The organism is Mesorhizobium sp. M1312 (assembly GCF_040318115.1).
In the GTDB taxonomy this organism is placed as follows: Bacteria; Pseudomonadota; Alphaproteobacteria; order Rhizobiales; family Rhizobiaceae; genus Mesorhizobium.
The window spans coordinates 135,193-159,941 of record NZ_JAMYLQ010000009.1; the positions used below are offsets into that span (position 1 = coordinate 135,193).

Annotated in this window: 23 protein-coding genes; 14 read left to right on the forward strand and 9 right to left on the reverse strand. The window is 63.7% G+C overall.

Going from position 1 to position 24,749, the window contains the following annotated elements; genetic code table 11:
- From NKH36_RS13440 to NKH36_RS13475, 8 genes are all read left to right on the forward strand, one after another.
- A complete protein-coding gene (locus tag NKH36_RS13440) occupies positions 1–963 on the forward strand; it encodes a small ribosomal subunit Rsm22 family protein (RefSeq protein ID WP_352962610.1) in 963 nt (320 codons plus the stop codon).
- Positions 964–1,211: 248 nt separating this feature from the next.
- Positions 1,212–2,702 carry a replicative DNA helicase gene (locus NKH36_RS13445; RefSeq protein WP_352955464.1) on the forward strand — a complete coding sequence of 497 codons (1,491 nt, stop codon included), beginning with the start codon at positions 1,212–1,214 and terminating at the stop codon, positions 2,700–2,702.
- A gap of 230 nt (positions 2,703–2,932) precedes the next feature.
- A complete protein-coding gene (gene radA, locus NKH36_RS13450; protein ID WP_352961782.1) occupies positions 2,933–4,336 on the forward strand; it encodes a DNA repair protein RadA in 1,404 nt (467 codons plus the stop codon).
- Between the two features lie 27 nt (positions 4,337–4,363).
- A complete protein-coding gene (locus tag NKH36_RS13455) occupies positions 4,364–5,032 on the forward strand; it encodes a CvpA family protein (RefSeq protein WP_352961646.1) in 669 nt (222 codons plus the stop codon).
- A gap of 78 nt (positions 5,033–5,110) precedes the next feature.
- A complete protein-coding gene (gene purF, locus NKH36_RS13460) occupies positions 5,111–6,580 on the forward strand; it encodes an amidophosphoribosyltransferase (protein ID WP_352962612.1) in 1,470 nt (489 codons plus the stop codon).
- Between the two features lie 112 nt (positions 6,581–6,692).
- Complete coding sequence (locus NKH36_RS13465) at positions 6,693–7,439, forward strand: SDR family NAD(P)-dependent oxidoreductase (RefSeq protein ID WP_352961652.1); 747 nt, start codon at positions 6,693–6,695, stop codon at positions 7,437–7,439.
- A 79-nt stretch (positions 7,440–7,518) separates the two neighbouring features.
- Positions 7,519–8,148, forward strand: coding sequence for a hypothetical protein (locus tag NKH36_RS13470; RefSeq protein WP_352961655.1), 630 nt, complete (start codon positions 7,519–7,521; stop codon positions 8,146–8,148).
- A gap of 127 nt (positions 8,149–8,275) precedes the next feature.
- Positions 8,276–8,482: a hypothetical protein gene (locus NKH36_RS13475; RefSeq protein ID WP_065009862.1), complete on the forward strand. Its 207-nt coding sequence runs from the start codon at positions 8,276–8,278 to the stop codon at positions 8,480–8,482.
- 11 nt (positions 8,483–8,493) lie between these two features.
- Here NKH36_RS13475 and NKH36_RS13480 read toward each other — a convergent pair whose 3' ends face one another.
- Positions 8,494–9,000 (reverse strand): OsmC family protein, encoded by a 507-nt coding sequence (locus NKH36_RS13480; protein WP_352961658.1) that lies wholly within the window; start codon positions 8,998–9,000, stop codon positions 8,494–8,496.
- A gap of 575 nt (positions 9,001–9,575) precedes the next feature.
- On the opposite strand from NKH36_RS13480, the gene NKH36_RS13485 reads away from it, so the two are divergent.
- Entirely contained in the window at positions 9,576–10,460 is an 885-nt protein-coding gene (locus NKH36_RS13485) for a DMT family transporter (RefSeq protein WP_502912034.1), read from the forward strand.
- Positions 10,461–10,612: 152 nt separating this feature from the next.
- On the opposite strand, the gene NKH36_RS13490 is transcribed toward NKH36_RS13485, so the two are convergent.
- Positions 10,613–11,476 carry a LysR substrate-binding domain-containing protein gene (locus NKH36_RS13490; RefSeq protein ID WP_352961664.1) on the reverse strand — a complete coding sequence of 288 codons (864 nt, stop codon included), beginning with the start codon at positions 11,474–11,476 and terminating at the stop codon, positions 10,613–10,615.
- 121 nt (positions 11,477–11,597) lie between these two features.
- On the opposite strand from NKH36_RS13490, the gene NKH36_RS13495 reads away from it, so the two are divergent.
- Positions 11,598–12,005: a tautomerase family protein gene (locus NKH36_RS13495; protein WP_352961667.1), complete on the forward strand. Its 408-nt coding sequence runs from the start codon at positions 11,598–11,600 to the stop codon at positions 12,003–12,005.
- 181 nt (positions 12,006–12,186) lie between these two features.
- Complete coding sequence (locus tag NKH36_RS13500; RefSeq protein ID WP_352962617.1) at positions 12,187–14,409, forward strand: AMP-binding protein; 2,223 nt, start codon at positions 12,187–12,189, stop codon at positions 14,407–14,409.
- 69 nt (positions 14,410–14,478) lie between these two features.
- On the opposite strand, the gene NKH36_RS13505 is transcribed toward NKH36_RS13500, so the two are convergent.
- From NKH36_RS13505 to NKH36_RS13515, 3 genes are all read right to left on the reverse strand, one after another.
- Positions 14,479–14,742 (reverse strand): hypothetical protein, encoded by a 264-nt coding sequence (locus tag NKH36_RS13505; protein WP_352961672.1) that lies wholly within the window; start codon positions 14,740–14,742, stop codon positions 14,479–14,481.
- Positions 14,743–15,001: 259 nt separating this feature from the next.
- Entirely contained in the window at positions 15,002–15,817 is an 816-nt protein-coding gene (pssA, locus tag NKH36_RS13510; RefSeq protein ID WP_352961674.1) for a CDP-diacylglycerol--serine O-phosphatidyltransferase, read from the reverse strand.
- Between the two features lie 3 nt (positions 15,818–15,820).
- A complete protein-coding gene (locus NKH36_RS13515) occupies positions 15,821–16,519 on the reverse strand; it encodes a phosphatidylserine decarboxylase (protein ID WP_352961677.1) in 699 nt (232 codons plus the stop codon).
- 255 nt (positions 16,520–16,774) lie between these two features.
- Between NKH36_RS13515 and NKH36_RS13520 the strand changes: the two genes are divergently transcribed.
- The gene (locus NKH36_RS13520) at positions 16,775–17,647 is read left to right on the forward strand and encodes an SMP-30/gluconolactonase/LRE family protein (RefSeq protein ID WP_352961680.1); all 873 of its coding nucleotides are present in this window, start codon (positions 16,775–16,777) and stop codon (positions 17,645–17,647) included.
- Positions 17,648–17,650: 3 nt separating this feature from the next.
- Here NKH36_RS13520 and NKH36_RS13525 read toward each other — a convergent pair whose 3' ends face one another.
- From NKH36_RS13525 to NKH36_RS13535, 3 genes are all read right to left on the reverse strand, one after another.
- Positions 17,651–19,537: an ABCB family ABC transporter ATP-binding protein/permease gene (locus NKH36_RS13525; protein WP_352961682.1), complete on the reverse strand. Its 1,887-nt coding sequence runs from the start codon at positions 19,535–19,537 to the stop codon at positions 17,651–17,653.
- Between the two features lie 78 nt (positions 19,538–19,615).
- Positions 19,616–19,942: an ArsR/SmtB family transcription factor gene (locus NKH36_RS13530; RefSeq protein ID WP_352956289.1), complete on the reverse strand. Its 327-nt coding sequence runs from the start codon at positions 19,940–19,942 to the stop codon at positions 19,616–19,618.
- A gap of 63 nt (positions 19,943–20,005) precedes the next feature.
- On the reverse strand, positions 20,006–21,379 hold the full coding sequence (locus NKH36_RS13535) for a LysM peptidoglycan-binding domain-containing protein (protein WP_352961686.1): 1,374 nt from the start codon (positions 21,377–21,379) through the stop codon (positions 20,006–20,008).
- 147 nt (positions 21,380–21,526) lie between these two features.
- Here NKH36_RS13535 and NKH36_RS13540 point away from each other — a divergent pair, with 147 nt between their 5' ends.
- On the forward strand, positions 21,527–22,138 hold the full coding sequence (locus NKH36_RS13540; RefSeq protein ID WP_292517042.1) for an LOG family protein: 612 nt from the start codon (positions 21,527–21,529) through the stop codon (positions 22,136–22,138).
- Positions 22,139–22,182: 44 nt separating this feature from the next.
- Here NKH36_RS13540 and NKH36_RS13545 read toward each other — a convergent pair whose 3' ends face one another.
- Entirely contained in the window at positions 22,183–23,535 is a 1,353-nt protein-coding gene (locus NKH36_RS13545; RefSeq protein ID WP_352961689.1) for a PQQ-dependent sugar dehydrogenase, read from the reverse strand.
- 208 nt (positions 23,536–23,743) lie between these two features.
- Here NKH36_RS13545 and NKH36_RS13550 point away from each other — a divergent pair, with 208 nt between their 5' ends.
- Positions 23,744–24,745, forward strand: coding sequence for a transporter (locus NKH36_RS13550; RefSeq protein WP_352961691.1), 1,002 nt, complete (start codon positions 23,744–23,746; stop codon positions 24,743–24,745).
- The last annotated feature ends 4 nt before the right edge of the window (positions 24,746–24,749 follow it).

Sequence of the window (24,749 nt, forward strand, 5' to 3'; positions counted from 1 at the left end):
ATGGAACTGCCTATCCCGCTTCGACAGGGCGTCGAGCGCCTCCTCGAAAAAGTGCCGCTGCCGACGCTGAAGCAAGCGGCAAAAACGCTGTCGGACCGCTACCGCGCCGAACTGCGCGACGGCCGTCTGCACATGGCCGAGGAGATGGCGGTCAAGGCCTATCTGGCGACGCGGCTGCCGGCGACCTATGCCGCCGTCCATGCCAGCCTCGATGCGGTCAGCGAGGCAAGACCCGACTATGCGCCGAAAACCCTGCTTGACGTCGGCGCCGGCCCCGGTACCGTGCTTTGGGCCGCGCTCGATCTCTGGCCCGACCTTGAGCAGGCGGTGCTAATCGAGGCGAGCGCCGCGGTGCGCCGAGTCGGCGAGGCGCTTGCCACTGAGGCGATGACGGCAAGGACCGCCTGGCTGGCCGGCGATGTCACCATCGACCTTGCCGATCTCAAGCCGGCCGAGCTGGTCACCTGCGCCTATGTGCTGGACGAGATCGGACCGGCGTCGCTGCCAAAACTCATCGACCGGCTCTGGCACCTGACCGACAACACGCTGCTGCTCGTCGAGCCGGGCACGCCGGCCGGATGGCAGCGCATTCTTTCCGTGCGCCGGCAGCTGGTCGAGGCGGGCGCGCATGTGCTTGCGCCTTGCCCGCATCAGGCGCCCTGCCCGCTCGTGCCGCCCGACTGGTGCCATTTTTCGCGCCGTGTCGCGCGTTCGCGCCTGCACCGGCTGGCCAAGGACGCCGACGTGCCGTGGGAAGACGAGAAATTCATCTACGTCGCCGCCTCCCGCCACGCTGTTGCCCCGCCGCAGGCGCGTGTGATCGCACCGCCGAAATCGGGCTCCGGAAAAGTCCTACTGAAACTTTGCGAAAAGGACGGCAGCGCCGGCGAAAAACTGTTCACCAAGCGCGATGGCGATGCGTTCAGGCTGGCGCGCCGGCTCGACTGGGGCGACGCAGTCTAATCTCCCATTGATTCCTGTGGAGCTCCCTTCTCTTCGATTTTGTTCTTGCTTTGTTCAAAGCGTCGCGTAGAATCGCGACCTTGCCGAGTCAAATGGAATCAGAGCCCGGGAGTTCTGTCCTGTGGACGGTTTGCCGTTCCTGTGAACAGCGGGCATCAACGCTGATTGAGCACGAGTGATGCATATAAGTCAGCACCGGCTTTTTCTCGCTCTGATATCGAGAGACCGGGATCGAAATCGGGGACATTATGGCAGAGGCAGCACGAAAATTCGGCGTGGCGGAAACACCGCTCTATCGCGAGGCACCGAACAACATCGAGGCCGAGCAGGCGCTGCTCGGCGCGATCCTCGTCAACAACGATGCTTTCTACCGCGTCTCGGATTTCCTGAAATCCGGCCATTTTTACGAGCCGCTGCATAGAAAAATCTTCGAAGTCGCCGCCGAACTCATCCGTATGGGCAAAATAGCGACACCGATCACGCTGAAGACCTTCCTGCCTGCCGACGAGAAGGTCGGCGACATGACGGTTGCGCAATATGTCGTGCGGCTGGCCGTCGAGGCGGTCACCGTCGTTAACGCCGCCGACTACGGCCGCGCCATCTACGATCTCGCCACGCGACGCGCGCTGATCACCGTCGGCGAAGACATGGTGAACATCGCCTACGACGCGCCGGTCGACATGTCGCCATCCGAGCAGATCGAGGATGCCGAGCGGCGCCTGTTCGAACTGGCCGAGACCGGCCGCTATGATGGCGGCTTCGAGAGCTTCACCGACGCGGTCAAAACCGCCGTCGACATGGCCAACGCCGCCTATATGCGCGACGGGCATCTGTCGGGCGTCGCCACGGGCCTGCGCGATCTGGACCGCCGCATGGGCGGCCTGCAGCCGTCCGATCTGATCATCATCGCTGGCCGCCCCGGCATGGGCAAGACGTCGCTCGCCACCAACATGGCCTTCAACATCGCCGAAGCCTATGTACCGGCGCAACAGGCCGACGGCTCGTTCAAGGCGGCAAATGGCGGCGTCGTCGGCTTCTTCTCGCTCGAAATGTCGTCGGAACAGCTCGCCACCCGCATCATTTCCGAACAGACCGAAATCCCGTCGTCAAAAATCCGCCGCGGCGAGATCAGCGAGATGGACTTCGAAAAGCTGGTCGCCTGCTCGCAGACCATGCAGAAGATCCCGCTGTTCATCGACCAGACCGGCGGCATCTCGATCGCGCAGCTCTCGGCGCGCGCGCGGCGGCTGAAGCGCCAGCGCGGTCTCGATGTCATCGTCATCGACTATATCCAGCTGATGCAGGGATCGAGCGCCAAATCCTCACAGAACCGCGTGCAGGAGATCACCGAAATCACCACCGGCCTGAAGGCGCTAGCCAAGGAGCTTGCCGTGCCGATCATCGCGCTGTCACAGCTGTCGCGCCAGGTCGAAAGCCGTGACGACAAGCGCCCACAGCTTTCGGATCTGCGTGAATCGGGCTCGATCGAGCAGGACGCCGATGTGGTGATGTTCGTCTACCGCGAGGAATATTATCTGAAGAACCGCGAGCCGAAGCCCGGCACCGACGAATACATCAAATGGGAAAACGAGATGAACGAGATGCGCGGCAAGGCCGAAGTCATCATCGCCAAGCAACGCCATGGGCCGACCGGCTCGGTCAGCCTCGCCTTCCAGGGTGAGTTCACCCGCTTCTCCGACCTCGCCGAGGAGCATCATATTGCGGAGAGGTTCGAGTAGCTTTTGACTTACCGCCGCGCTCCGTCACACCCCCCTCTGGCCTGCCGGCCATCTCCCCCGCAAGGGGGGAGATCGGCAGCTTTGCCGGCGTTGCTCTTCCTGCAACGTCAGCGATTGGCGAAAGCGATGGCGACATCCAATCTCCCCCCTTGCGGGGGAGATGTCCGGCAGGACAGAGGGGGGTGGGAAGGATCACCAGCCTCCGGCCGCTTTGGAGCGTCATCAGCCTGATGGCCAAATCGCGCATCCAGTTCATCTGCCAGAATTGCGGTTCGGTGCATCAGCGCTGGGCCGGCAAATGCGACGCCTGCGGCGAGTGGAATACGCTGGTCGAGGAAGGCACGTCCGGCGGCATCGGCTCGGGTCCTGCCAACACCCGCAATGCGCGCAAGGGCCGCGCCGTAGTGCTGACGACTTTGTCCGGCGACATCGAGGACGCGCCGCGCATCGTCTCCGGCATCGGCGAGCTCGACCGCGCCACCGGCGGCGGTTTCGTGCGCGGCTCGGCCCTTCTGGTCGGCGGCGATCCCGGCATCGGCAAGTCGACGCTGTTGACCCAGGCTGCCGCAGCGCTGGCGTCCAAGGGCCACCGCATCATCTATGTCTCGGGAGAAGAGGCGGTTGCCCAGATCAGGCTGCGTGCGCAGCGGCTCGGCGTCGCCGATACTCCGGTGGAGCTTGCCGCCGAAACCAATGTCGAGGACATCCTCGCCACCATCGCCGACGGCAAGCGGCCGGATTTGGTGATTCTGGATTCGATCCAGACCCTGTGGACCGACATGGCCGATTCGGCTCCAGGCACCGTCACCCAGGTGCGTGCCGCCGCCCAGGCGATGATCCGCTATGCGAAATCCACAGGCGCGGCGATCGTGCTCGTCGGTCACGTCACCAAGGAAGGCCAGATCGCCGGGCCACGCGTCGTCGAGCATATGGTCGACGCGGTGCTCTATTTCGAGGGCGAAGGCGGTCACCACTACCGCATTCTGCGCACGGTCAAGAACCGCTTCGGACCGACCGACGAGATCGGCGTCTTCGAAATGTCTGACATGGGCCTTCGCGAGGTCGCCAATCCGTCCGAGCTTTTTCTCGGCGAACGCCATGCGAAAGCGCCGGGCACCGCGGTTTTCGCCGGCATGGAAGGCACCAGGCCGGTGCTGGTCGAGATTCAGGCGCTGGTGGCGCCGTCGTCGCTGGGCACGCCGCGCCGCGCCGTCGTCGGCTGGGACGGCGCCCGGCTGTCGATGATCCTCGCCGTTCTCGAAGCCCATTGCGGCGTTCGCTTTGGCACGCATGACGTCTATCTCAACGTCGCCGGCGGGTACCGTATCTCGGAGCCGGCTGCCGATCTGGCGGTGGCGGCCGCACTGGTTTCCTCGCTCACCGGTCTTGCCCTTCCCGCCGATTGCGTCTATTTCGGCGAAATCAGCCTTTCGGGCGCCGTGAGGCCGGTTGCGCATGCGCAGCAGCGCCTGAAGGAAGCCGAAAAGCTGGGTTTTGGGAGCGCGGTTCTGCCCTTGGGCAGCGAGGAACTTGCCGGCGGGATAGGGGCCGGCGCTTTCCAACCCACCGAGCTTGCCGATCTCGTGGCGCGCATAGCCGGCTCACGGCGCAGCCGCGCCGACGAGCAAGAGTGACGCGGCTCATGAAGTGGGGCAAAAGACATGCCGATTACGCTGCTTGACGGAATTCTCGTCGGCTTCACCTTGGTCTCGGCGATGCTCGCCATGGTTCGCGGCTTTTCGCGCGAGATCCTCTCCGTCGTCTCCTGGATAGCGGCGGCGGCGGCGGCGTTCTTCTTCTACCAGCCGCTCCTGCCTTACGTTCAGCCCTATGTCGAGAATGAGAAGATTGCCATGGTGGTAGCCGCCGGCATCGTCTTCATCGTCGCGCTGATCGTCGTCTCCGTTATCACCATGAGACTCGCCGACTGGATCATCGATTCCCGGGTCGGCGCCCTCGACCGCACGCTGGGTTTCCTCTATGGCGCGGCGCGCGGCATCCTAGTCGTTGCGGTGGCCCTGCTGTTCTTCAACTGGCTGGCCGGCCCCAAGGCTCCGGGCTGGGTCGCCAACGCCAAGTCGCGGCCGCTGCTCGAATCGATCGGCGCCAAGCTCGAAAGCCTGCTGCCCGAGGATCCGGAGAACGCGATCCTCAACAGGCTCAATCCAAATCAGCCGGCACCCGAGACCGGCGCCGAGACGCCTCCGGCGGCCGACGCGCCGGCGGCGGACGCACCGGCAGCCGGCGACGATGCTCCGGCGCTCGACGGGAGCGCGACCGACGCGCCACCGGCCGACAATGCACCGGCCAATCCGGCGCCGGCAAACTGACGATCTCGTGAAAGCCGCAAACTCTACGTTGCTCTTGGGCAGTCATCACACTATATAGCGACTTTAGCGGAGCTGAAGATGGCAGACGCAGACGACGTGCTTTGCGCCGAAGCTGACGATCATTTCCATGACGAATGCGGTGTGTTCGGTATTTTTGGCCGGCAAGACGCCGCGGCTATCGTCACGCTCGGCCTGCATGCGTTGCAGCATCGCGGCCAGGAAGCGGCCGGTATCGTTTCCTATGACGGCACCCAGTTCCATGTCGAACATCATGTCGGCCTGATCGGCGACACCTTCACCAAGCAGCGCGTCATCGACAGCCTGCAAGGCAACCGCGCCATCGGCCACACGCGCTACGCCACCACAGGCGGCGCCGGCCAGCGCAACATCCAGCCGTTTTTCGCCGAGCTCGCCGATGGCGGCTTCGCCGTCGCCCACAACGGCAACCTCACCAACGCCATGACCGTGCAGCGCGCGCTGCAGAAACAAGGCGCGATCTTCTCGTCGACCTCCGACACCGAGACGCTGCTGCATCTCGTCGCCACCAGCAGGGAACGCGATCTCAACTCGCGCTTCATCGATGCGGTGCGCCAGGTCGAAGGCGCCTTCTCGCTGGTGGCGATGACTTCTAAGAAGTTGATCGGTTGCCGCGATCCGCTCGGCATCCGGCCGCTGGTGCTCGGCGATCTCGACGGCGCCTGGATCCTGGCTTCCGAAACCTGCGCGCTCGACATCATCGGCGCCCGTTTCGTGCGCGACATGAAGCCCGGCGAGATGGTCGTCGTCACCGCCAAGGGCATCGAGAGCCTGTTTCCGTTCGAGCCGCAGAAGACACGCTTCTGCATCTTCGAATATGTTTATTTCGCACGCCCGGATTCGTCGGTCGAAGGCCGCAACGTCTACGAGGTGCGCAAGCGCATCGGCGCCGAGCTGGCGCTCGAAAGCCCAGTCGACGCCGACATCGTCGTGCCGGTGCCCGACAGCGGCACCCCGGCGGCGATCGGCTTTTCGCAGGCCGCCGGCATCCCGTTCGAGCTCGGCATCATCCGCAATCACTATGTCGGCCGTACCTTCATCCAGCCCGGCGATTCGATCCGCCACATGGGTGTCAAGCTCAAGCACAACGCCAACCGCCGCATGATCGAAGGCAAGCGCGTAGTGCTGGTCGACGATTCGATCGTGCGCGGCACCACCAGCCAGAAGATTGTGCAGATGGTGCGCGATGCCGGCGCCAAGGAAGTGCACATGCGCATCGCCTCGCCGCCGACGCGCGCTTCCTGCTTCTACGGCGTCGACACGCCGGAGAAGTCGAAGCTGCTCGCTTCGCGCATGTCGGTGGAAGAGATGGCCGAGTTCATCCGCGTCGATTCGCTCGGTTTCCTGTCGATCGACGGGCTCTACCGCGCCGTCGGCGAGGCCGGCCGTGACAATGACCAGCCGCAATTCTGCGACGCCTGCTTCACCGGGCAATATCCGACCCGGCTTGCCGACTTCGAAGGTTCGGACAATGTGCGCACGCTGTCGCTACTGGCGGCGGGAGGTTCGTAGGTCTTGCTGCAACCCGCGAATTTCGCCGGCTTGCAAATTTCGTCGCGATTGCTGTGTCGCGCCCCCTCTGTCCTGCCGGACATCATAGAGCGCTAACCTTCGGAGCTGCCCGGTGACCCCTGCCCTCGACCTTTCCGGCCGCGTCGCGGTCGTCACCGGCGCCTCGCGCGGCATCGGCTACTTCCTCGCCTTGGAACTTGCCGCCGCTGGAGCGCATGTCATCGCGGTTGCCCGCACCGTCGGCGGGCTGGAGGAACTCGACGATCAGATCAAGGCAACGGGCGGACAGACGACGCTGGTGCCGCTCGACCTTGCCGACATGGCCGGCATCGACCGGCTGGGCGGCGCCATCCACGAACGCTGGGGCAAGCTCGACGTCCTGGTCGCTAATGCGGCGGTGCTCGGCGTCATCTCGCCGATCGGCCATGTCGAGGCCAAGACCTTCGAAAAGGTGATGACCATCAACGTCACCTCGACGTGGCGGCTGATCCGCTCGGTCGATCCGTTGCTCAGGCTCTCCGACGCCGGCCGTGCCATCGTGCTTTCCTCCAACGCCGCCCATTCGGCGCGAGCCTTCTGGGCGCCCTATGCGGCCTCGAAGGCGGCAGTCGAGACCATGATGCGTTCCTGGGCGCACGAGACGGAAAACTTGGCCCTCAGGGTCAATGCCGCCGACCCCGGCGCCACCCGCACTGCCATGCGGGCGCAGGCGGTGCCCGGCGAGGATCCGGAGACGCTGCCGCATCCCCAGGAGATCGCCAAACGCATCGTGCCGCTGGCCAGCCCTGCGCTTAGGGAAACCGGGCTGATCTTCCAGGCCAAGCACAACCGCTTTGTCGCCTACCGGCAACCGGAGTAGACGCATCGCGCATTTTGACGGAAGAATTGCGCCGCCACGACGTTATTGGAATGCCAAAATTTCCCAACGGAGGACCACCATGCGCAGACTGCTTCTCGTCACCGCCGCTGCATCGCTGGCAGCCATCGGCGTCGCATCCTCACAGGATACGACAATGAGCTTCTTCGTCACCAGCGTCGGCTCGGGCAAGGGCGCCGATCTCGGCGGCCTCGCAGGTGCCGATGCGCATTGCGCCTCGCTGGCTGAAGCGGCCGGCGTCACCGGCAAGACATGGCGCGCCTATCTCTCGACAGGCGATACCGATGCGCGCGATCGTATCGGTAACGGACCTTGGTTCAACGCCAAGGGCGTCAAGATCGCCGACGATGTCGCTGCGCTGCATAGCGATGCCAACGCCATCACCAAGCAGACGGCACTCGACGAAAACGGTGAAATGGTCAATGGCCGCGGCGACAAGCCCAACCGGCACGACGTGCTCACCGGCTCCAAGCCCGACGGCACGAAAATCGCCGACCAGACCTGCGGCGACTGGACGCTCAGCGGAGCAGAAGGTGCGGCAATGACGGGCCATCACGACCGCACCGGCCTCGACGATTCGGCCGCCGCCAAATCGTGGAATTCCTCGCACGCTTCACGCGGCGGCTGTAGTCAGGAGGCGCTGAGGAGCACCGGCGGTGACGGCCTGTTCTACTGCTTTGCCGTGAACTGAGTTGTTCCAACAACACAGGATATCGCACGGCTGTGATGCCGTGGCGAACCACCGCGCCCGGCCGCGCTTTCGTCGATCGCCCGGAGTTGATAGGATCGCCCGACTCCCACAACAAACGAGAAATCCCATGGCGGCTTCGAGCGTAGCGTTGGTCTGGTATCTGGTGATTGCCGGTCCGCAAGGCGGCATGGTGGTGCTGCCCAGCACGTTCGACACCCGCGAACAGTGCACCTCCGCCATCACCGAATATCAGAAGCAGCCGACGCCGGCCGGCTGGTCGGTGCAGTGTGTGCCGAGCGCCTCGCCCTTCGCAGACGAGGGCGAAAGTGAGTAGCCGGCGCGCGTTCAGCGCTGAGCGCTGACCGTCAGTTCCGGCCTGGTATTGATGGTCTGAAACACCACGCAATAGCGTTCGGTCAGCTTGAGCAGAGCGTCGATGCGCTCCTGTGGCTCGTCAGTGTCGAGGCCGAAATTCAGCCGGATGGCGCGGAAGCCGACCGGTGCATCTCTTGCCACACCTAAGGTGCCGCGAAAGTCGAGATCGCCTTCGGCCTCCACCGTGGCGGCGCCGAGCTTGAACTCCAGCGCCGTCGCCACTGCTTTCAGCGTTACGCCGGCGCAAGCAACCAGCGCCTCCAGCAGCATATCGCCCGAGCACAGTTCGAGCCCGGAACCGCCGGTTGCCGGATGCAGCCCGGCAACGGCGAGCGCCCTGCCGGTCTCGACCTTGCAGGCGATCGACTGGTCGTCGATCGAGCCCTTGGCCCGAAGCGTGATCAGCGCGCGCGATGCGTCATCGCGATAAGTCTCCTTGAGCGGCGCCTGCATGGCCTTCAGTCCGGTGGCGTCCATCCATCTCCAATCCTTTCGGCAGTCATTTTCATCGCTCGTCACGATACTCGAATGGAACCGGTACGGCCTAAACCTCGATTTCACGACATTTGGGTCAGAGTGACAAGCTCTCGTCATTAGACTTGGTGCGCTTCATGCGACCTGGGGGCGCCACGCGATGACGCCGTCCGTCCGAGCCCGTACCTTGGGTGAAGCCAGGCAGGTGGCGACGGCCTCGTAGCCGGGAGTGCCGGGGTACGTCGCGACGTACGTTGGTGGATTGTGATTGGCGGGGCAGAGGATGATCGCTTCGTCGGTGCCGACAGCCGCCAGGTCCAGTATCGCGCAGGAGCGTGTGAGCAGAAAAAGCGGTCGACCCCTGGAGCCAGCCCTGCCCCAACGCAAGCTCGCCACTGGCGCAGCGCCGCGCAGGGTTCTGTCCGTGTAGCGTGCGCCGTGGCGCTGATCGTCGCGGCTGCCTGCTGATCATCGGCAACGAACATTTCCGCAAGTGGCTGTAGGATGCGGCAACCCTGCTGACAGTGCGGTGTCAGGACAAGGTATCATAGTCTGGTGACATGACGGAATCGCTAAGCATGCCAGCCACCACCGACACCGCCGCCGAGCGCACCCTTGGCATTATCCTGGTTTCGGCGTCGGCGGCCGTCTTCGGCCTCACCGGCGTGTTGACCAAGTCGATCCATGCCGACCCGCTGACCATCACCTGCTGGCGCGGCTTTGTCGGCTCTATCCTGATCACCCTCTATGTGCTGTGGCGGCGCCGCCGCTCCGGCAGGCGTGAAAGCCTGCGTCTCGGCTGGCGCGGCTGGCTGCTGGCGATCGAGGGCGCGCTCGCCAGCATCGCCTTCATCTCGGCGTTCAAATTCACCTTCGTCGCCAATGTCGCGATCATCTACGCCACCGCACCTTTCGTCACCGCGCTGCTGGCCTTCGTGCTAGTTCGTGAGCGCTTCCGCCTGCAGACGCTTGTCGCCGCCACCGTATCGCTCAGCGGTGTGGCCATTATGGTGTGGTCCGGCTTCGGCACCGGTAATCTGTTCGGCGACGGGCTGGCGCTGCTGATGACGGTCGGCGCCGCGCTCTACATGATCATGGTACGCGCCTTCCGCGACACGCCTGTGGTGTGGGCCGGTGCGGTATCGGCATTCCTCCTGTTCGGGCTCGGCTGGTTCGTTACCGACCCATTGGCGGTCTCAGCCAGGGACGCAGTGCTGCTCGTCGCCTTCGGCATGTCGTTCGCGCTGGCCTCTATTTTGTGGACGGAGGGCGCGAGGCTCATCCCGGCGGCCGAATCCGGCCTGCTGGGCTCCGCTGAAGTTCCGTTCGCGATCCTGTTCGCCTTCCTGTTCCTGGCCGAGGTCCCGCCGGCTGCCAGCATGATCGGCGGCGCCATCGTGCTCTGCGCGGTGTTCGCCCATGCCGGACGCGACTGGCAAGCGGCGAGGCAGCGCTCTGCCTGAGAAAATCTGCCCCTGAATTAAATTTGCAAAGTCATGGAACCATTATCAGGTTCAGGCATTGTTGGGTTCGACGGGTCATCCCAAGTCCCCCCAAACCCCTCGGCCCGTCTAACCTATAGCCGACCGCAAGGTCGGCTTTTTCTTTCGCGAAATCAGCTTGGTGCGCCTGCCAAGGCAAGGTTGCCGCTGAACAGCGCAGCTAAATCCTGTGCCGGGGGCTCGGCATCCTGGCGCAGCCGGATGGCGAACTCGGTGATGGGAACCGGCGGCAGCCCAAGGTCGCGCGGTGCCTCGACGAGGCCGGAATGGGCAAAGCGCGCCGTCCGCAACGTCAGAGCAATGCCGGCATTCACCGCCGTGCGCAGCCCGGCCAGGCTGGCACTGCCGGCGGCGATGCGGTAGCGGCGGCCGGCCGTGTCGAGTGCCGCGATCGCCGCTTCGCGAAAGCCGCAATGCGGATCGAGCAGTGCCAGCGGTACCTCGTCCTGGCGCGAGACCAGTCCCTTTTGCGAACAGAGCCAGACCATGGGCTCGCGGAGCACGCCCACTTCGTCCGGTGCCGGTGCCTGGCGCATGGCGATCGCCAAATCGAGGGTGCCGGATTGCAGCGCCTGCGCTAATTCGGCGGAGCGGCCGACGCGCAATTCGATCCGGACGCGTGGATGACTCACGGCGAAGGCCCTGAGCAAATCCGGCAGGCCGCTGTCGGCGAAATCCTGCGTCGTGCCGATGGCGACGCGCCCGTCGGCCCGCACGCCCTTGAGTGCCAGCCACGCCTCGCGATGTACTGCCAGAATACGTCGTGCGTGGCCGACCAGATCCTCCCCGGCCGGCGTCAGGCCGCGGCCCCGCCCCTGCCGCGCCAAAAGCGGTTCACCGACGATATCCTCCAGCCGTTGCATCTGCGCCGTCACCGCCGAAGGCGAGCGACCGACGATCGATGCTGCCTGCGCCAGCGAGCCGCCGTCGACGAAGGCGAGAAAGGTTTTGAGGAGATCGGGGTCGAGCGCCTGCATAATTCAGTTATATCGAAGTGTTAGTCTAAAACAATTCGATTTTTTTGGCGCTAGAACCGTGGCATGGTTTTTCCCGGCGGCGCAAGACGCAAGCCCTTAGAAGAAAGACCAGGAGAACGAAATGCCAATCATCAATGTCAGCGTTACCGGCAGACCCGATGCTGCTCTGTCCGCTACCATCGCCAGGGAGGTGACCGAACTGACCGCAATGCACCTACGCAAGGATCCGACCATCACCGCGGTCGCCATTTCCTATCTCGACCCGCAGCACTGGTTCGCCGGCGGCAGGTCGCTGGCCGAGCATGGCGTCAAGACCTTCTGGCTCGACATCAAGGTGGTCGACGGCACCAACACCAAGCTCGAGCTGGAGGCCTATCTCAGGGCGATCTTCGCCGCCTTTGGCCGCTTGCTGGGTGAGATGCATGAAGAAAGCTACGCCTTCGTGCATGAAGTGCCGGCTGCCGCCTATGGCTATGGCGGCAAGACGCAGGAATTCCGCTTCATCAGTGGGAGGTTGAAAGCGGCGTAAAGGGCGCCGTTCAGTTCCACGCTCATCCCGCAAGTCATGTTGGCGAGGGTGAAGCATGACAGACCGGCAGCTTGCAGCCCGCCTGGTCGAGCAGCATTGACGTCGAGCCCACTTCGTCTAGGTTCTTATCGAAGCGGCCAGGAAGAACCGCGAAGTGAAAATCTGTTGGGAGAGACGCGGCATGATCCTGACACTGGCGCTGCTTGCGGGCCTTGTCGCGGCTTGGCTGCTGATCGGCGTGGTGGAAAAATTCCGCCTCGGCCTGCGTTTCATGCAGGCGCTGCTCTATGTGCCGTTCAAGCTCGCCTACCGGATTGCCGACGGCCGCATCAAAATCGCCCGCGCAGCACCCGTGCCGGTCATCTATGTGATTTCGCACCAGTCACGGTTCGAACCGGCGCTGATGCTGTCGCTGCTGCCCGAAGATACGCTGCACATTCTCGACCAGGCCTCTGCTAGGTCGCCTTGGCTCGAACCATGGCGCGAGCTTGGCCGCACCATCGCCTTCAACGCCGAGCATATCTTCGTCAGCCGTCGGCTGGTGCGGGTGCTGAAGGGCAAGGGCCGCCTTGCCGTCTATCTGCCGGATGCGGTCGAGCCTGATATCAAGACATTTCGCCTGTTTCGCGCCGTCACCCGCATCGCCATGCAGGCCGATGCCCGGATCGTGCCGATCTTCGTCGCCGGCGCGCGCACTCTGCCGGTATCGCTAACGCCGGCAGACAAGGCACCGCGGCGCTGGTTTCCCCTTCTGTCGATCAGCGTGCTGGAGCCAATGACGATCGCCGAGTTGGTGGCACGAAATCCTGATCAGTCCTCAAACACCAATGCGCTGTTCGACCGTTTTGCCGAAGCCCGGCTTTTCGGCAGCGATCTTAATCGCGGCCTGTTCCTCGCCATGCGCGACGCCGCCGACCGAGTCGGCGGCTCGCATCCTATCGTCGAAGACGTGGTCAGCGGCACGTTGAACTACAGAAAGCTGTTCATCGGCGCGCGGGTGCTGGGCCGCCGCTTCGAGGCGGCGACGGCGCCGGGCGAAGCGGTTGGACTGCTGTTGCCCAACGCCAATGGCGTCGTGCTGTCGCTCATTGGCCTGTTGTCGGCGAGCCGGGTGGCGGCGATGATCAACTACACCGCAGGCCCGGCCAGCGTCACCGCCGCCGTGCGCACGGCGGAGATCCGCACCGTGGTCTCGTCGCGCGCCTTTATCGATAAGGCCAGCCTCGCTGACATCGTCTCGGCGGTGGAAGAAGGCGGCGCCAAGCTGTTGTGGCTGGAGGATGTGCGGACCAGCGTAACCGTGCTGGACAAGCTCGCCGCCGCCTCGCTGTGGCGCTGGCCACTGCAGCCGCAGAATGCCGCCAAGCCAGCGGTGATCCTGTTCACCTCAGGCTCGGAAGGCACGCCCAAGGCGGTGGTGCTGTCGCATAGGAACCTTCTCGTCAACGCCATGCAGGCCGAAGCCCGCATTACTATCTCGCCGGCCGATATCCTGCTCAACGTGCTGCCGGTGTTCCACTCGTTCGGGCTCACCGGCGGCACCATCCTGCCGCTGGTCACCGGAGTGAAACTATTCCTCTATCCCTCGCCGCTCCACTACAAGCTGATCCCCGAGGTCGCACGCAAGGCAAGGCCGACCGTCATGTTCGGCACCGACACGTTCCTCGCCAACTATGCGCGCACCGCCAAGGACGGCGATTTTTCCAGCCTGCGTTTCATTGTCGCCGGCGCCGAGGCGGTGAAACCGGAGACACGCCGCGTCTATCGGGAGCGCTTCCAGGCCGAGATCATCGAAGGTTTCGGGCTGACCGAGGCGTCACCAGTCGTTGCCGTCAATACCGCCATCCACGGCCGCGACGGCACGGTCGGGCGGCTGTTGCCGGCCATGCGCATGAAGCTCGAGCCGGTCGAGGGCATTAGCGGCGCCGGACGGTTGTGGCTCGACGGGCCGAATTTGATGATGGGCTACATGACATCAGATCGGCCCGGCGAATTGCAACCACTCGACGGCTGGCACGATACCGGCGACATCGTTTCGGTCGACCGCGAAGGCTTTATCACCATTCGCGGCCGGGCCAAGCGCTTCGCCAAGATCGCCGGTGAGATGGTGTCGCTGGGCGCAGTCGAGATGCTGGTGCAGTCGCTATGGCCGGAAGAGCATCATGCCGTGGTGGCGGTGCCGGACAGGCGCCGCGGCGAGCGCATCGTGCTGGTCACCACCGCTGATGAGGCCGACCCCGATGAATTGCGCAAATTCGGCAGACAGGCCGGTGCCGCCGACCTGATGGTGCCGAACGACATCGTCAAGGTGGAGGAAATCCCGGTGCTGGGTTCAGGCAAGACCGACTATGTCTCGACCCGCAAACTGGCAATTGAACGGCTGGGGCTCAGCGCGGCAGCTTAGCGCTCAGAGCGCGTTGCGTTTTGGTGGAAACAAAACCGCGCTCTAACTCTTTGTTTTAAGGCATTTCATCTAGAGGACCACAATCGACAACAGCAGGATGAACCCGACCGCTATCATCAGCAGGCCCGGCCAGTTCTGCGACAGGCCGAGGAAACCGAGCCCGCGTCGCCGCGGCTCAAGTGTCGGACCTGGCGTTGCGAGATTTGGCGTCGAGCGATCCGGCGCCGCGCGAACAGGCGCTGGATCGCTGAGCCGCCCACGCCTTAAGGCTGCGCCAGCCATGTACACAACGCCAGCGACAATGAGCAACGCACCAATGAGGACGACAGCCATTACTCCTCGCTCTTCTTCAGGTGCTGCGCCTGCCACGACAGCCTAAAAGACCGATGGTTCGCGAGCTCGCTCGCTCGCCCGTTGAAACAGAACGGTCGAGATGCCCGGCAGGTTCCCCCTAGCTACAGCGGAGTGCATTCAAATTGAACTGGGCATCCAGCTTCATCTATTTGTTTTAGCCGCATTTCTGGACGCCAAGTGATTCCACTTGGCTGCAAAATGCTCAGGCGACCGTCGGAAGGAATTGGCGGCAGGTCTGTCAGCCGATGTCTGAAGGCGGCACCTTCTCGCCTTCGCGCTTGGCGCGCTTTGAATAGGCGCGGATGCTGAGCGGCAGGAAGAAAAGATAACCGGCAACCGACGCCGTCAGCGTGTACCAGGGATAGGTCATCAGCAGCAGGATGTAGAGGACGACGCCGAGGATGATCGGCAACACCTTGTCGCCCGGGACTTTCAGGCTTTTTCCGGAATAGACCGGCAGTCGGCTGACCAGCAGGAAGGCGACCAGAACAGTGAAGCCGGCGGCGACGAAGGCGGCAGGGCGGGACGGCTCCACGCCAAGCCGCAGGAAGTACAGATAAAGCGGCAGCATCACCAGCACTGCACCTGCCGGCGCCGGCACACCGACGAAATACTCGGCCTGCCACTGCGGGCGATCTGTTTCTTCATCGAGCACGTTGAAGCGAGCGAGTCTCAGTCCGCAGGCGATGGTGAACAGGAGCGCGGCAATCCAGCCAGGCGAGCCGGCCTGGTCGAGCAGGAAGGCATAGAGCACCAGCGCGGGAGCTACGCCGAAATTGACGATGTCGGCCAGCGAATCCATCTGCGCGCCGAATTTGGACGTCGCCTTCAGCATCCGCGCCAGGCGGCCATCGATGCCGTCGAGGAAGGCGGCGAGCAGCACCATCACCACTGCCGGCTCAAAACGGCCTTCGAAGCCGAAGCGGATGCCGGACAGGCCGGCGCAGATGGCGAGCACGGTGACGAGATTGGGCAGCACCATGCGCATCGGGATTTCATGGATGCGCGGACCGCCGCTGCCATGCGCCTCGAACTTCTTGAACGGCGCGCCCACGGCTCAGGACACCCGCACGAGCGGCGTTGCGGCAATGCCGCCGAATTCGGCCAGTATGGTTTCACCACCGACCGCAGTCTGGCCGACGGCGACACGCGGCGTTGCGATCGAGGGCAGGAATACGTCGACACGCGAGCCGAAGCGGATCAGCCCGAAGCGCTCGCCGATGCCGATCGTGCCGCCGGTTTCGGCCCAGCAGACGATGCGCCGCGCCACAAGGCCGGCGATCTGCACCGCGGCCACCGTGCCGTTGGGGCTTTCGATGACCAGGCCGTTGCGCTCGTTGTCGGCGCTCGCCTTGTCGAGTGCGGCGTTGAGAAACTGGCCCGGCCGATGCTCGATCCTTGTGATGCGGCCGCGCACCGGCGCCCGGTTCACGTGGCAGGAAAAGACGTCCATGAACACCGAGATGCGGGTCATCTCGCCGCCGCCGAGGCCAAGTTCGCGCGGCGGCACGGCCGGACCGACCGCCGTGATGATGCCGTCGGCCGGGCTTACCACCAGCCGGTCGTCGACAGGCGTGACGCGCTCGGGATCGCGGAAGAAATAGACGCACCAGGCCGTCAGGATAAGGCAGACCCAGAACAGGATAGAAGAGAAATAGCCGAGGAAAAGCGTCACTGCGGCGAAGACGGCGATAAACGGATAGCCTTCGCGATGGATCGGAACGAACGTTTTCTTGATCGTGTCGACGAGGTCCATGGGATGGGAACAGCCCTAGTTTCAGGTCCGGCCTCAATAGCGGAAACACCCTGTGGCCGCAACGCAACAATGGGAAAGCCGGTTCGGCGGCGGTTGCCTCGCGCGCGTGTCCGGTTCACGGATATTGGAACCGACCCGGCCTTTGCGATAAAACCGTCGCAGTTGTCGGCGCGCGGCAGCCTCGCCCGTCCTTGGTGAGAGGCGCTTTAAATCGGCCGAGTGGGGCGCCTACGGAACGAAACCTGGGAGCCCGCAATGCTGTCGCAGAGATTAGCAACCAAAGAAGCAAATGTCGTGACGAACGGTTTGGCGTTCGGCGAGTCGCCGCGCTGGCATGACGGCAGGCTTTGGTTCTGCAACTGGGGAACCGGCCAGATCATCGCCGTCGATGCAGACGGCAACAGTGAGGTCATGCTCACCGTGCCGGCCACCCTGCCCTATTCGATAGACTGGCTGCCGGACGGTCGCCTGCTTGTCGTCTGCGGGCGTGAGGGGCTGGTGCTGCGGCAAGAAGCAGACGGGACGCTGGTCACCCATGCCGATCTGCGACACCTCTCAGAGAACCCTTGGAACGAGATCGTCGTCGACGGGCGCGGCAACGTCTACATCAATGGCGGTGGGCCGGCGCCAACTCTCGGCCAGCATTTCGGCCCGGGCATCATCGTGCTGATTGCGCCGGACGGGTCGGTGCGGCAGTTGGCTGACAAGATCGCCTTCGCCAACGGGATGGCGGTGACGCCCGACAACAAAACGTTGATCGTCGCTGAATCGCACGCCAACAGGCTAACCGCCTTCGACATCGCCGCCGATGGCAGCCTTGCCAACCGGCGGCGATGGGCCGACCTCGGCAATGGCTTTCCCGACGGCATCTGCCTCGATGCAGAGGGCGCGGTCTGGTATGCCGACGTGCCCAACCGGCACTGCGTGCGCGTGCGCGAAGGCGGCGCAATGCTCGAGAGTGTCGATGCCGATCGCGGCTGCTTTGCCTGCATGCTTGGCGGCGCGGACGGCAAGACACTGTTCATCGTCGCCGCCGAATGGCGCGGCTTCGAACATATGATCAGCGATGCCCGCACCGGCCAGGTGCTCAGCATCGAGGCTCCCGCACCGGGCGCCGGCTGGCCGTAAGGGCTACGACACTTCCGAGGGGCGGCGGCGGACGACGACGCCGAACTCGTCGCGCTCGCGAGCAATGCGCAGCCGCTCCTCGGCCTCGGTTGCCTCACGCTGGCGGTCCCACATCGACGCGTACAGGCCGGCCTTGCGCATCAAGGCGGCATGCGTGCCACGCTCGGCGATCTGGCCGTCCTGCAGCACGATGATCTCGTCGGCCGAAATCACCGTCGACAGCCGGTGGGCGATGACAATGGTGGTACGGCCTTGGCTGACGAGATCGAGCGCTGCCTGGATCTCCTGTTCGGTATGGCTGTCCAGCGCGGAGGTCGCCTCGTCGAGCATCAGGATCGGCGGCGCCTTCAAGATGGTGCGGGCGATCGCCACGCGCTGCTTCTCGCCGCCGGACAGTTTCAGCCCACGCTCGCCGACCATCGACCGGTAGCCGTCGGGCAGACGTTCGATGAACGGCCCGATCTGGGCGAGTTCGGCCGCCTTGCGGACGTCCTCCTCGCTGGCATCGACGCGGCCGTAGCGGATGTTGTAGGCGATGGTATCGTTGAACAGCACGGTGTCCTGCGGCACCATGCCGATCGCCGCGCGCAGGCTCTCCTGCGTCACGTCGCGAATGTCCTGGCCGTCGATCAGTATCTTGCCGCCCTGAATGTCGTAGAAGCGGAACAGAAGCCGCGAAATCGTCGATTTGCCGGCGCCCGACGGCCCGACAATGGCAACAGTCTTGCCGGCCGGCACTTCGAAGCTGATGCCTTTCAGGATCTTGCGGTTGGGATCGTAGGAAAACTGAACGTCGCGGAACTCGACCTTGCCGGCGCCGACGACCAGGGGCTCGGCGCCCGGCTTGTCGACGATCTCCTGCGGCACATCGAGCAGATCGAACATCTGCTCGATGTCGGTCAGGCCCTGGCGGATCTCGCGATAGATGAAGCCGATGAAGTTGAGCGGCACCGAAAGCTGGATCAGCATGGCGTTGATGAAGACGAAGTCGCCAACCGTCTGCGTACCAGCCTGCACCTCCAGCGCCGAAAGGCACATGACGATAACCGTGCCGAGACCGAAGATGACGCCCTGGCCGAAGTTCAGCCAGCCGAGCGAGGTCCATATCCTGGTGGCGGCGGTCTCGTAGCGCGCCATCGAACGGTCGAAGCGCTCGGCTTCCATGCTCTCGTTGTTGAAATATTTGACCGTCTCGAAATTGAGCAGCGAGTCGATCGCCTTGGTGCTGGCGTCGGTGTCGCTGTCGTTCATGTCGCGTCGAATGACGATACGCCAGTCGCTCGCCCTGATGGTGAACCAGATGTAGAGCCAGACCGTCACCGCCACGACAGCCACGTATTTCCAGCCATAGGTGACGGCGAAGATGCCGGCTGTCAGCGCGAATTCGAGAATAGTCGGCAAGGTGTTGAGCACGGTGAAGCGGACGATCGTCTCGATGCCCTTGGTGCCGCGCTCGATGATGCGCGACAGGCCGCCGGTTCGGCGCTCGAGATGGAAGCGCAGTGACAGTTGATGCATGTGGATGAAAGTGCGGAAGGCGAGCTGGCGCACCGCATATTGTCCGACGCGGGCAAACAGCGCGTCGCGCAGCTGGTTGAAACCGAGCTGCACCAGCCGCACGACATTGTAGGCGATGACCAGCATGACTGGCGCCAGAAGGAAGGCCGGCAACGGCGGCACCGACTTGGCGTCGCCAGCCAGCGCATCGGTCGCCCATTTGAAGAAATAGGGACCGGCAACCAGTGTCAGCTTGGCGACGACCAGAAGCACCGTCGCCCATACAACCCGCGCCCGGAGGTCGGCGCGATCGGCCGGCCACATATAGGGCCAAAGGTTGCGCAATGTCTTGAAAGTCGAACCGGAGTCAGCGGAAACGGTTTTTTCGGCCATTTTTATTTGCCTTCTTCTTATGTTTATTGCTTGACCATGATCTTTTCCGAAACCGGCTTCCAGTTTCGGGGTTATGGTCTAGCGGCCAGAGCAGCAGGAATTGACGAGCGCGGCCAGCGATGCAGAAACATCGGCGAGTGCATCGCCGTCGACTTCATAGCGCGAGCGCTGCCGGTCCGGCTCGTAGCGGACGAGCCCGGCGTCGACCAATATCCTTAGATGCTGCGAAACCGTGGACTGCGCCAGGTCGAGATGGTCGACGACCTCCCGGCAGCAGCAGGAGCGGCTGGCCGAAAGGTGTCTGAGGATCTCGATCCGCGCCGGATGCGAAAGCGCGGCGAGCTTCGCGGCGACGGACTGGCTGTCGGCGAAGCCGCAGGTCTTCTCGGTCAAGGGAGCGTTCATCGTTTATCGGCGATAGACGATGAACGAACTTTCCGCAAGAGGCCGGAAAGAAGAACAGGATTTCTAATCAGCCTTTGTCGGGGCCGTCGTCATCTGGTCGCCCATCGCCTTGAGGTTAGCGGCTTCGCCTTCCTGCGATTTTTCCGGGACCTTGAACACCTGCCCCGGCCAGATGCGGTCGGGATTCCTGATCTGATCCTGATTGGCGAGATAGATGGTCGAGTAGCGCACGCCTTGGCCATAGACGCGCCGCGAGATCTGCCACAGCGTATCGTGGCGGCGGATGATAACGGCGCTGTCGGCGTGTTCGAGCTTCGGCGCCGCGGTCTCGGGAATTTCAGCCGATGTGGCAGGTGGAGCAGGCGCGGTCGCGTCCGCGGCGGCAGGCGGCGTGGCAGGCGTCTGCTCGGCGGGCGCCACGGCGGCGATCGACTCGCCCGGTTCGCGCTCGAACGGCACGGCGGCGCGAGCCACCACCTTTGCCCCGTCGGCATCGAGTGCGTCGACATGGATGGTGTAGGTGCCGACCGGAATGTTGCGCGTCGCCTCGACCAGGAAATGGCCGTCGGGCGAAGTCTTCGCGTCGCCGAGCAAGATATCGTTGGCATAGGCGCGCACCTTGCGGCCGGGATCGGCGAGCCCGGCGACGAAGATCTTGTTGCCGTCGATCTCGATCGCTTCGACGACGACCTTTGGCCCTGCAGCTGGTGTTGCCGGTGCGGCCGGCACGTCCGGAGCGGGCGCGGGGACGGCTTCGACAGTGGCCGGCGCCGTGGCAGCCCGTGCGGCTGGTGCTGCGGCAGCGGGGTCCTCGGCAGCCGGAGCGGCCACCTTGTCGCCAGCAGGCGGCGATTCAGGCTTTGTCTCGGGTGCAGGAACGGTGAGCAATTCAGAGGCCTTGCCCGGCTCCTCGATCATCGCCAGCACCTGGCCAGCAGGACTCTTGGGAATCGAGACGACTGCTGTCTGCGCCGAGGGGGTCACGACATTGCCGGTCATTGAACGCAGTGCGATCGTGTAATCGCCGGGTTTCAGCGGATTGTCGAGAACGATGGCAAAAGCGCCATCGGCACCGGCGACCGTCGAGCCGAGAACCGTCGAACCGTTGAGAATCTCGACCTTGGCGTTGGGTGCGGCATTGCCGGCGACGACGATAAAGCCCTTGATTTCGACCCGAACGATATCGAAGGTCGGCGCGATCGCATCCGCCGTGGCCGGCGCTGTCGGTGCCATCGCACCTGTGGCCGGCGCGGGCGAAACCGATCCATCGGTCCCCGGCTCGGCCGGCTTCTCCACCGGCGGCGTCAGCGATGCCACTTCCGTCGGCGGCGCGCGATTGAGATAAGGGTCGAGCGCGCCCGACACATAGGCGGTTCCCGCCGCGGCGACGGAGCCGCCGACGGCGAACAAAAGCCCCTTTACTGGATTAATTGCCATATTTCCCTGCCCTTAGCCACCTGATGCCGGTCTAGCCTGTTTTGCCCAAACCGACAAGAAAAAGGGGGCCGACAAGAATAAGGGGGTCGACAAGAAAAAGCCCACCTGGGCTTGACCGCGAATAAAGACCCAATCACCAATCATCTCATGAACACGATTCGATCCATCTGCGTCTATTGCGGCTCGTCTCCAGGCCGCGATGAAACCTATGCCAAGGCCGGACACCTGCTTGGGCGTTCGATCGCCAAATCCGGCCTGCGTCTGATCTATGGCGGCGGCACCAAGGGCATCATGGGAGCTGTTGCCGAAGGGGCAATGCGAGCCGGCGGCAAAGTGACGGGCATCATTCCGCGCTTCCTGATCAACAAGGAGGCCACCGAAACCGCGCTTGACCGGCTTGACGAGCTCGTCATCACCGAAAACATGCACGAGCGCAAACATACGATGTTCGAGAAATCCGACGCCTTTGTGGCGCTGCCGGGCGGCATCGGCACGGTCGAGGAAATCATCGAGATCATGACCTGGGGCCAGCTCGGCCATCATCGCAAGCCGATCGTCTTCGGCAACGTCGGGGGATTCTGGGACCCGATGCTGGCGCTGCTCGACCACATGATGGCCGAGGGCTTCATCCACACAGCGCAGCGGGTCAAGCCGCTGGTGGTCGACGATCCGGAGGCGATTGTCGCCGCCATCATGGTCGCTGGATCGTCGGTCGATGCGCCGACCGAGGGTGTGCAGTCGGTAATCGACAAGCTTTAGGCAGTAAGGAAGTAGGCCCGCGCTCATGAAGCGCTATCTCTGCCCTATTCCGCTACTCCGCCCGCAAGTCGGCGACTTGCCCGACTGACCCGCCAGATGACATTGCCGACGTCGTCGGCGACGAGCAGAGCGCCGGTCCGATCGATGGCAACGCCGACCGGACGGCCCATCGCCTTGCCATCACGCGCGATGAAGCCAGTGAGCACATCTTTCGGGGGACCGCTCGGTTTACCGCCGCGGAACGGCACGAAGATCACCTTGTAACCGCTGAGCACGCTTCTGTTCCACGAGCCGTGCTGGCCGACGAAGGCGCCGCTGCCGTAGGCTGGGCCGAGCGACGCGCCTTTGGAGAAGGTCAGTCCCAGCGAGGCGGTATGGGAACCCAGCGCATAATCGGGCTTGACCGCCCTAGTCACGAGATCGGGGCGCTGCGGCTTGACGCGTTCGTCGACGTTCTGTCCGAAGTAGCTGTAGGGCCAGCCATAAAAAGCGCCGTCACGAACCGAGGTCATATAGTCCGGCACGAGATCGTCGCCGATCTCGTCACGCTCGTTCACGGCGACCCAAAGCTCGCCAGTTTCAGGGTTCCAGGACAGGCCGTTTGGGTTGCGCAGCCCTGACGCGAAGACCCGGGTGCGGCGGGTCGACCGATCGACTTCAAGGACGGCGGCGCGGTTCTTCTCCGCGGCGATGCCGTTTTCGCCAACGTTACTGTTGGAGCCGACGGTGACATAGAGCTTGCGTCCATCCGGACTTGCGATCACGTCCTTGGTCCAATGATGGTTGAGATCCCCGGCCGGCAAGTCGGTGATCTTTTCCGGCGGCGTGGTGACTCGGGTCTGGCCATTGGAGTAGGCGAAAGCGACGAGCGCGTCGGTATTCGCGACATAGAGCTTGCCTTTGGACAGCGTCATACCGAAGGGTGAATTGAGGCCTTCAGCGAACGTCCTGCGCACATCCGCAATGCCGTCGCCATTGGTGTCGCGCAGGAGCGTGATGCGGTTGGCGCTTTTGGTCGCGGCGCCGGCGCGCTTCATAGCCAGGTCCATGAAGACCTTTCTAAGGCTGAGGCCTTCGTCATGCTTGGCTGGGGCATTGGTTTCGGCAACCAGCACGTCGCCGTTCGGAAGCACATGCAGCCAGCGCGGATGATCGAGCCCGGTGGCGAAGGCGTTCACTGTCAGCCCCCTCGCCGGGGTCGGCATCCCACCTTTCTGCCAGCCTGTCGCCTCAGCGATGTTGACGGTCGGGATCAGCGTCGGTCTTGGTTTCGGCAAAGTCGGGTTGGGGCCATAGCCGATTATTGCCCCCGTTTTCTGCGCTGGAACGCCAGCACAGCTCGCCATGACGATTCCCAATACCGCTATGATTGTGTTTCGAGGGAAGCTGGCATGCATCGGACGTCCTCCGCATGGATTTGCGTCGTGCTCTTTACGCAAACGCGAGTCAACGACGTATTATTCCAAATTGCTCCAAACAACGGCGTTGGTAGGCCGCCTCGGATGACCGTCAAAACCCGTCACACGAAACCGGTTCGCCCGTGCTAGTAATCACAGCGTGGTCGCCGCCGCACGGCGGCGTTTTCGAGAGACTGGCGACGCGACCATGAACATCACCCTCAACCCGGAAGGCAGCGATCTGTCGCCTTATCTGCCAGACGAGCACGGGCTGTTCTTCGTCTATCACTTCACCGCCGAAGGCGCGAGAACCAAAGACCCGGCCGCCACACGCTGGACATGGCGCAGCTACCAGCTTTCCGACATGCGCGCCCGCCACGAGATCGCCACCGAGCCGGCTTTGCCGCCGCCGGTGCGCGATGCCTTCCTGTCGGCCGGCCATGGCTGCCATATCGACCTCGAGGGCGACTGGCTCTACGGCGATCTGCCGGACCTGCGCCACGACTATTCGGCGGAGGCGCGCGGGCTTGGCCATTTCCGCTTCGCCTTCAACGACACCATGCTGATCGGCGGCCGCAAGCAACCGCAACGGTCGGTCGACAATGTCCGCAAGGCGATCGAGAACGGCTCGCGCAAGTTCCGCTCTCCGGCCGAACTGATCGAGGCTGTCATGGGCCAGTCCCTCGACGGCATGGCGACGGAACTCGGGAGCCTCGGCGACACGCTCGATGGTATCGAGGACCGCATCGTCTGCGACGCATGGCACAGTGAACGGCAGGCGTTGGTCGATGCGCGCCGGCAACTGGTGGTGATCCACCGGCAGATGGCGACGCTGACCAGCCTGTTCCGCCATCTCGACCATTCGCATCGCAACGATTTGCCTGATACCATCAACGACATGGCGGCACGACTTTCGCACCGCGCCCACACGTTGCATCATGACGGCGAGCAATTGCAGGCACGTGCCCGGCTCTTGCAGGATGAACTGATGGCCAAGCTGACGACGCAGTCGAACCAGTTGCTCTACATGCTGTCGGTAATGACCGCGGTGCTGTTGCCGATGACGATCATCTCAGGCCTGTTCGGCATGAATGTCGGCGGGCTGCCGCTGATCGACACGCCAATCGGCTTCTGGGTGGCGTCGGCGATATCGCTGGTTGTCGCCGCGGTCGTCTATCTGTTCGTCAGGAGGCTAGGTCGGGGAATGTAGGAGC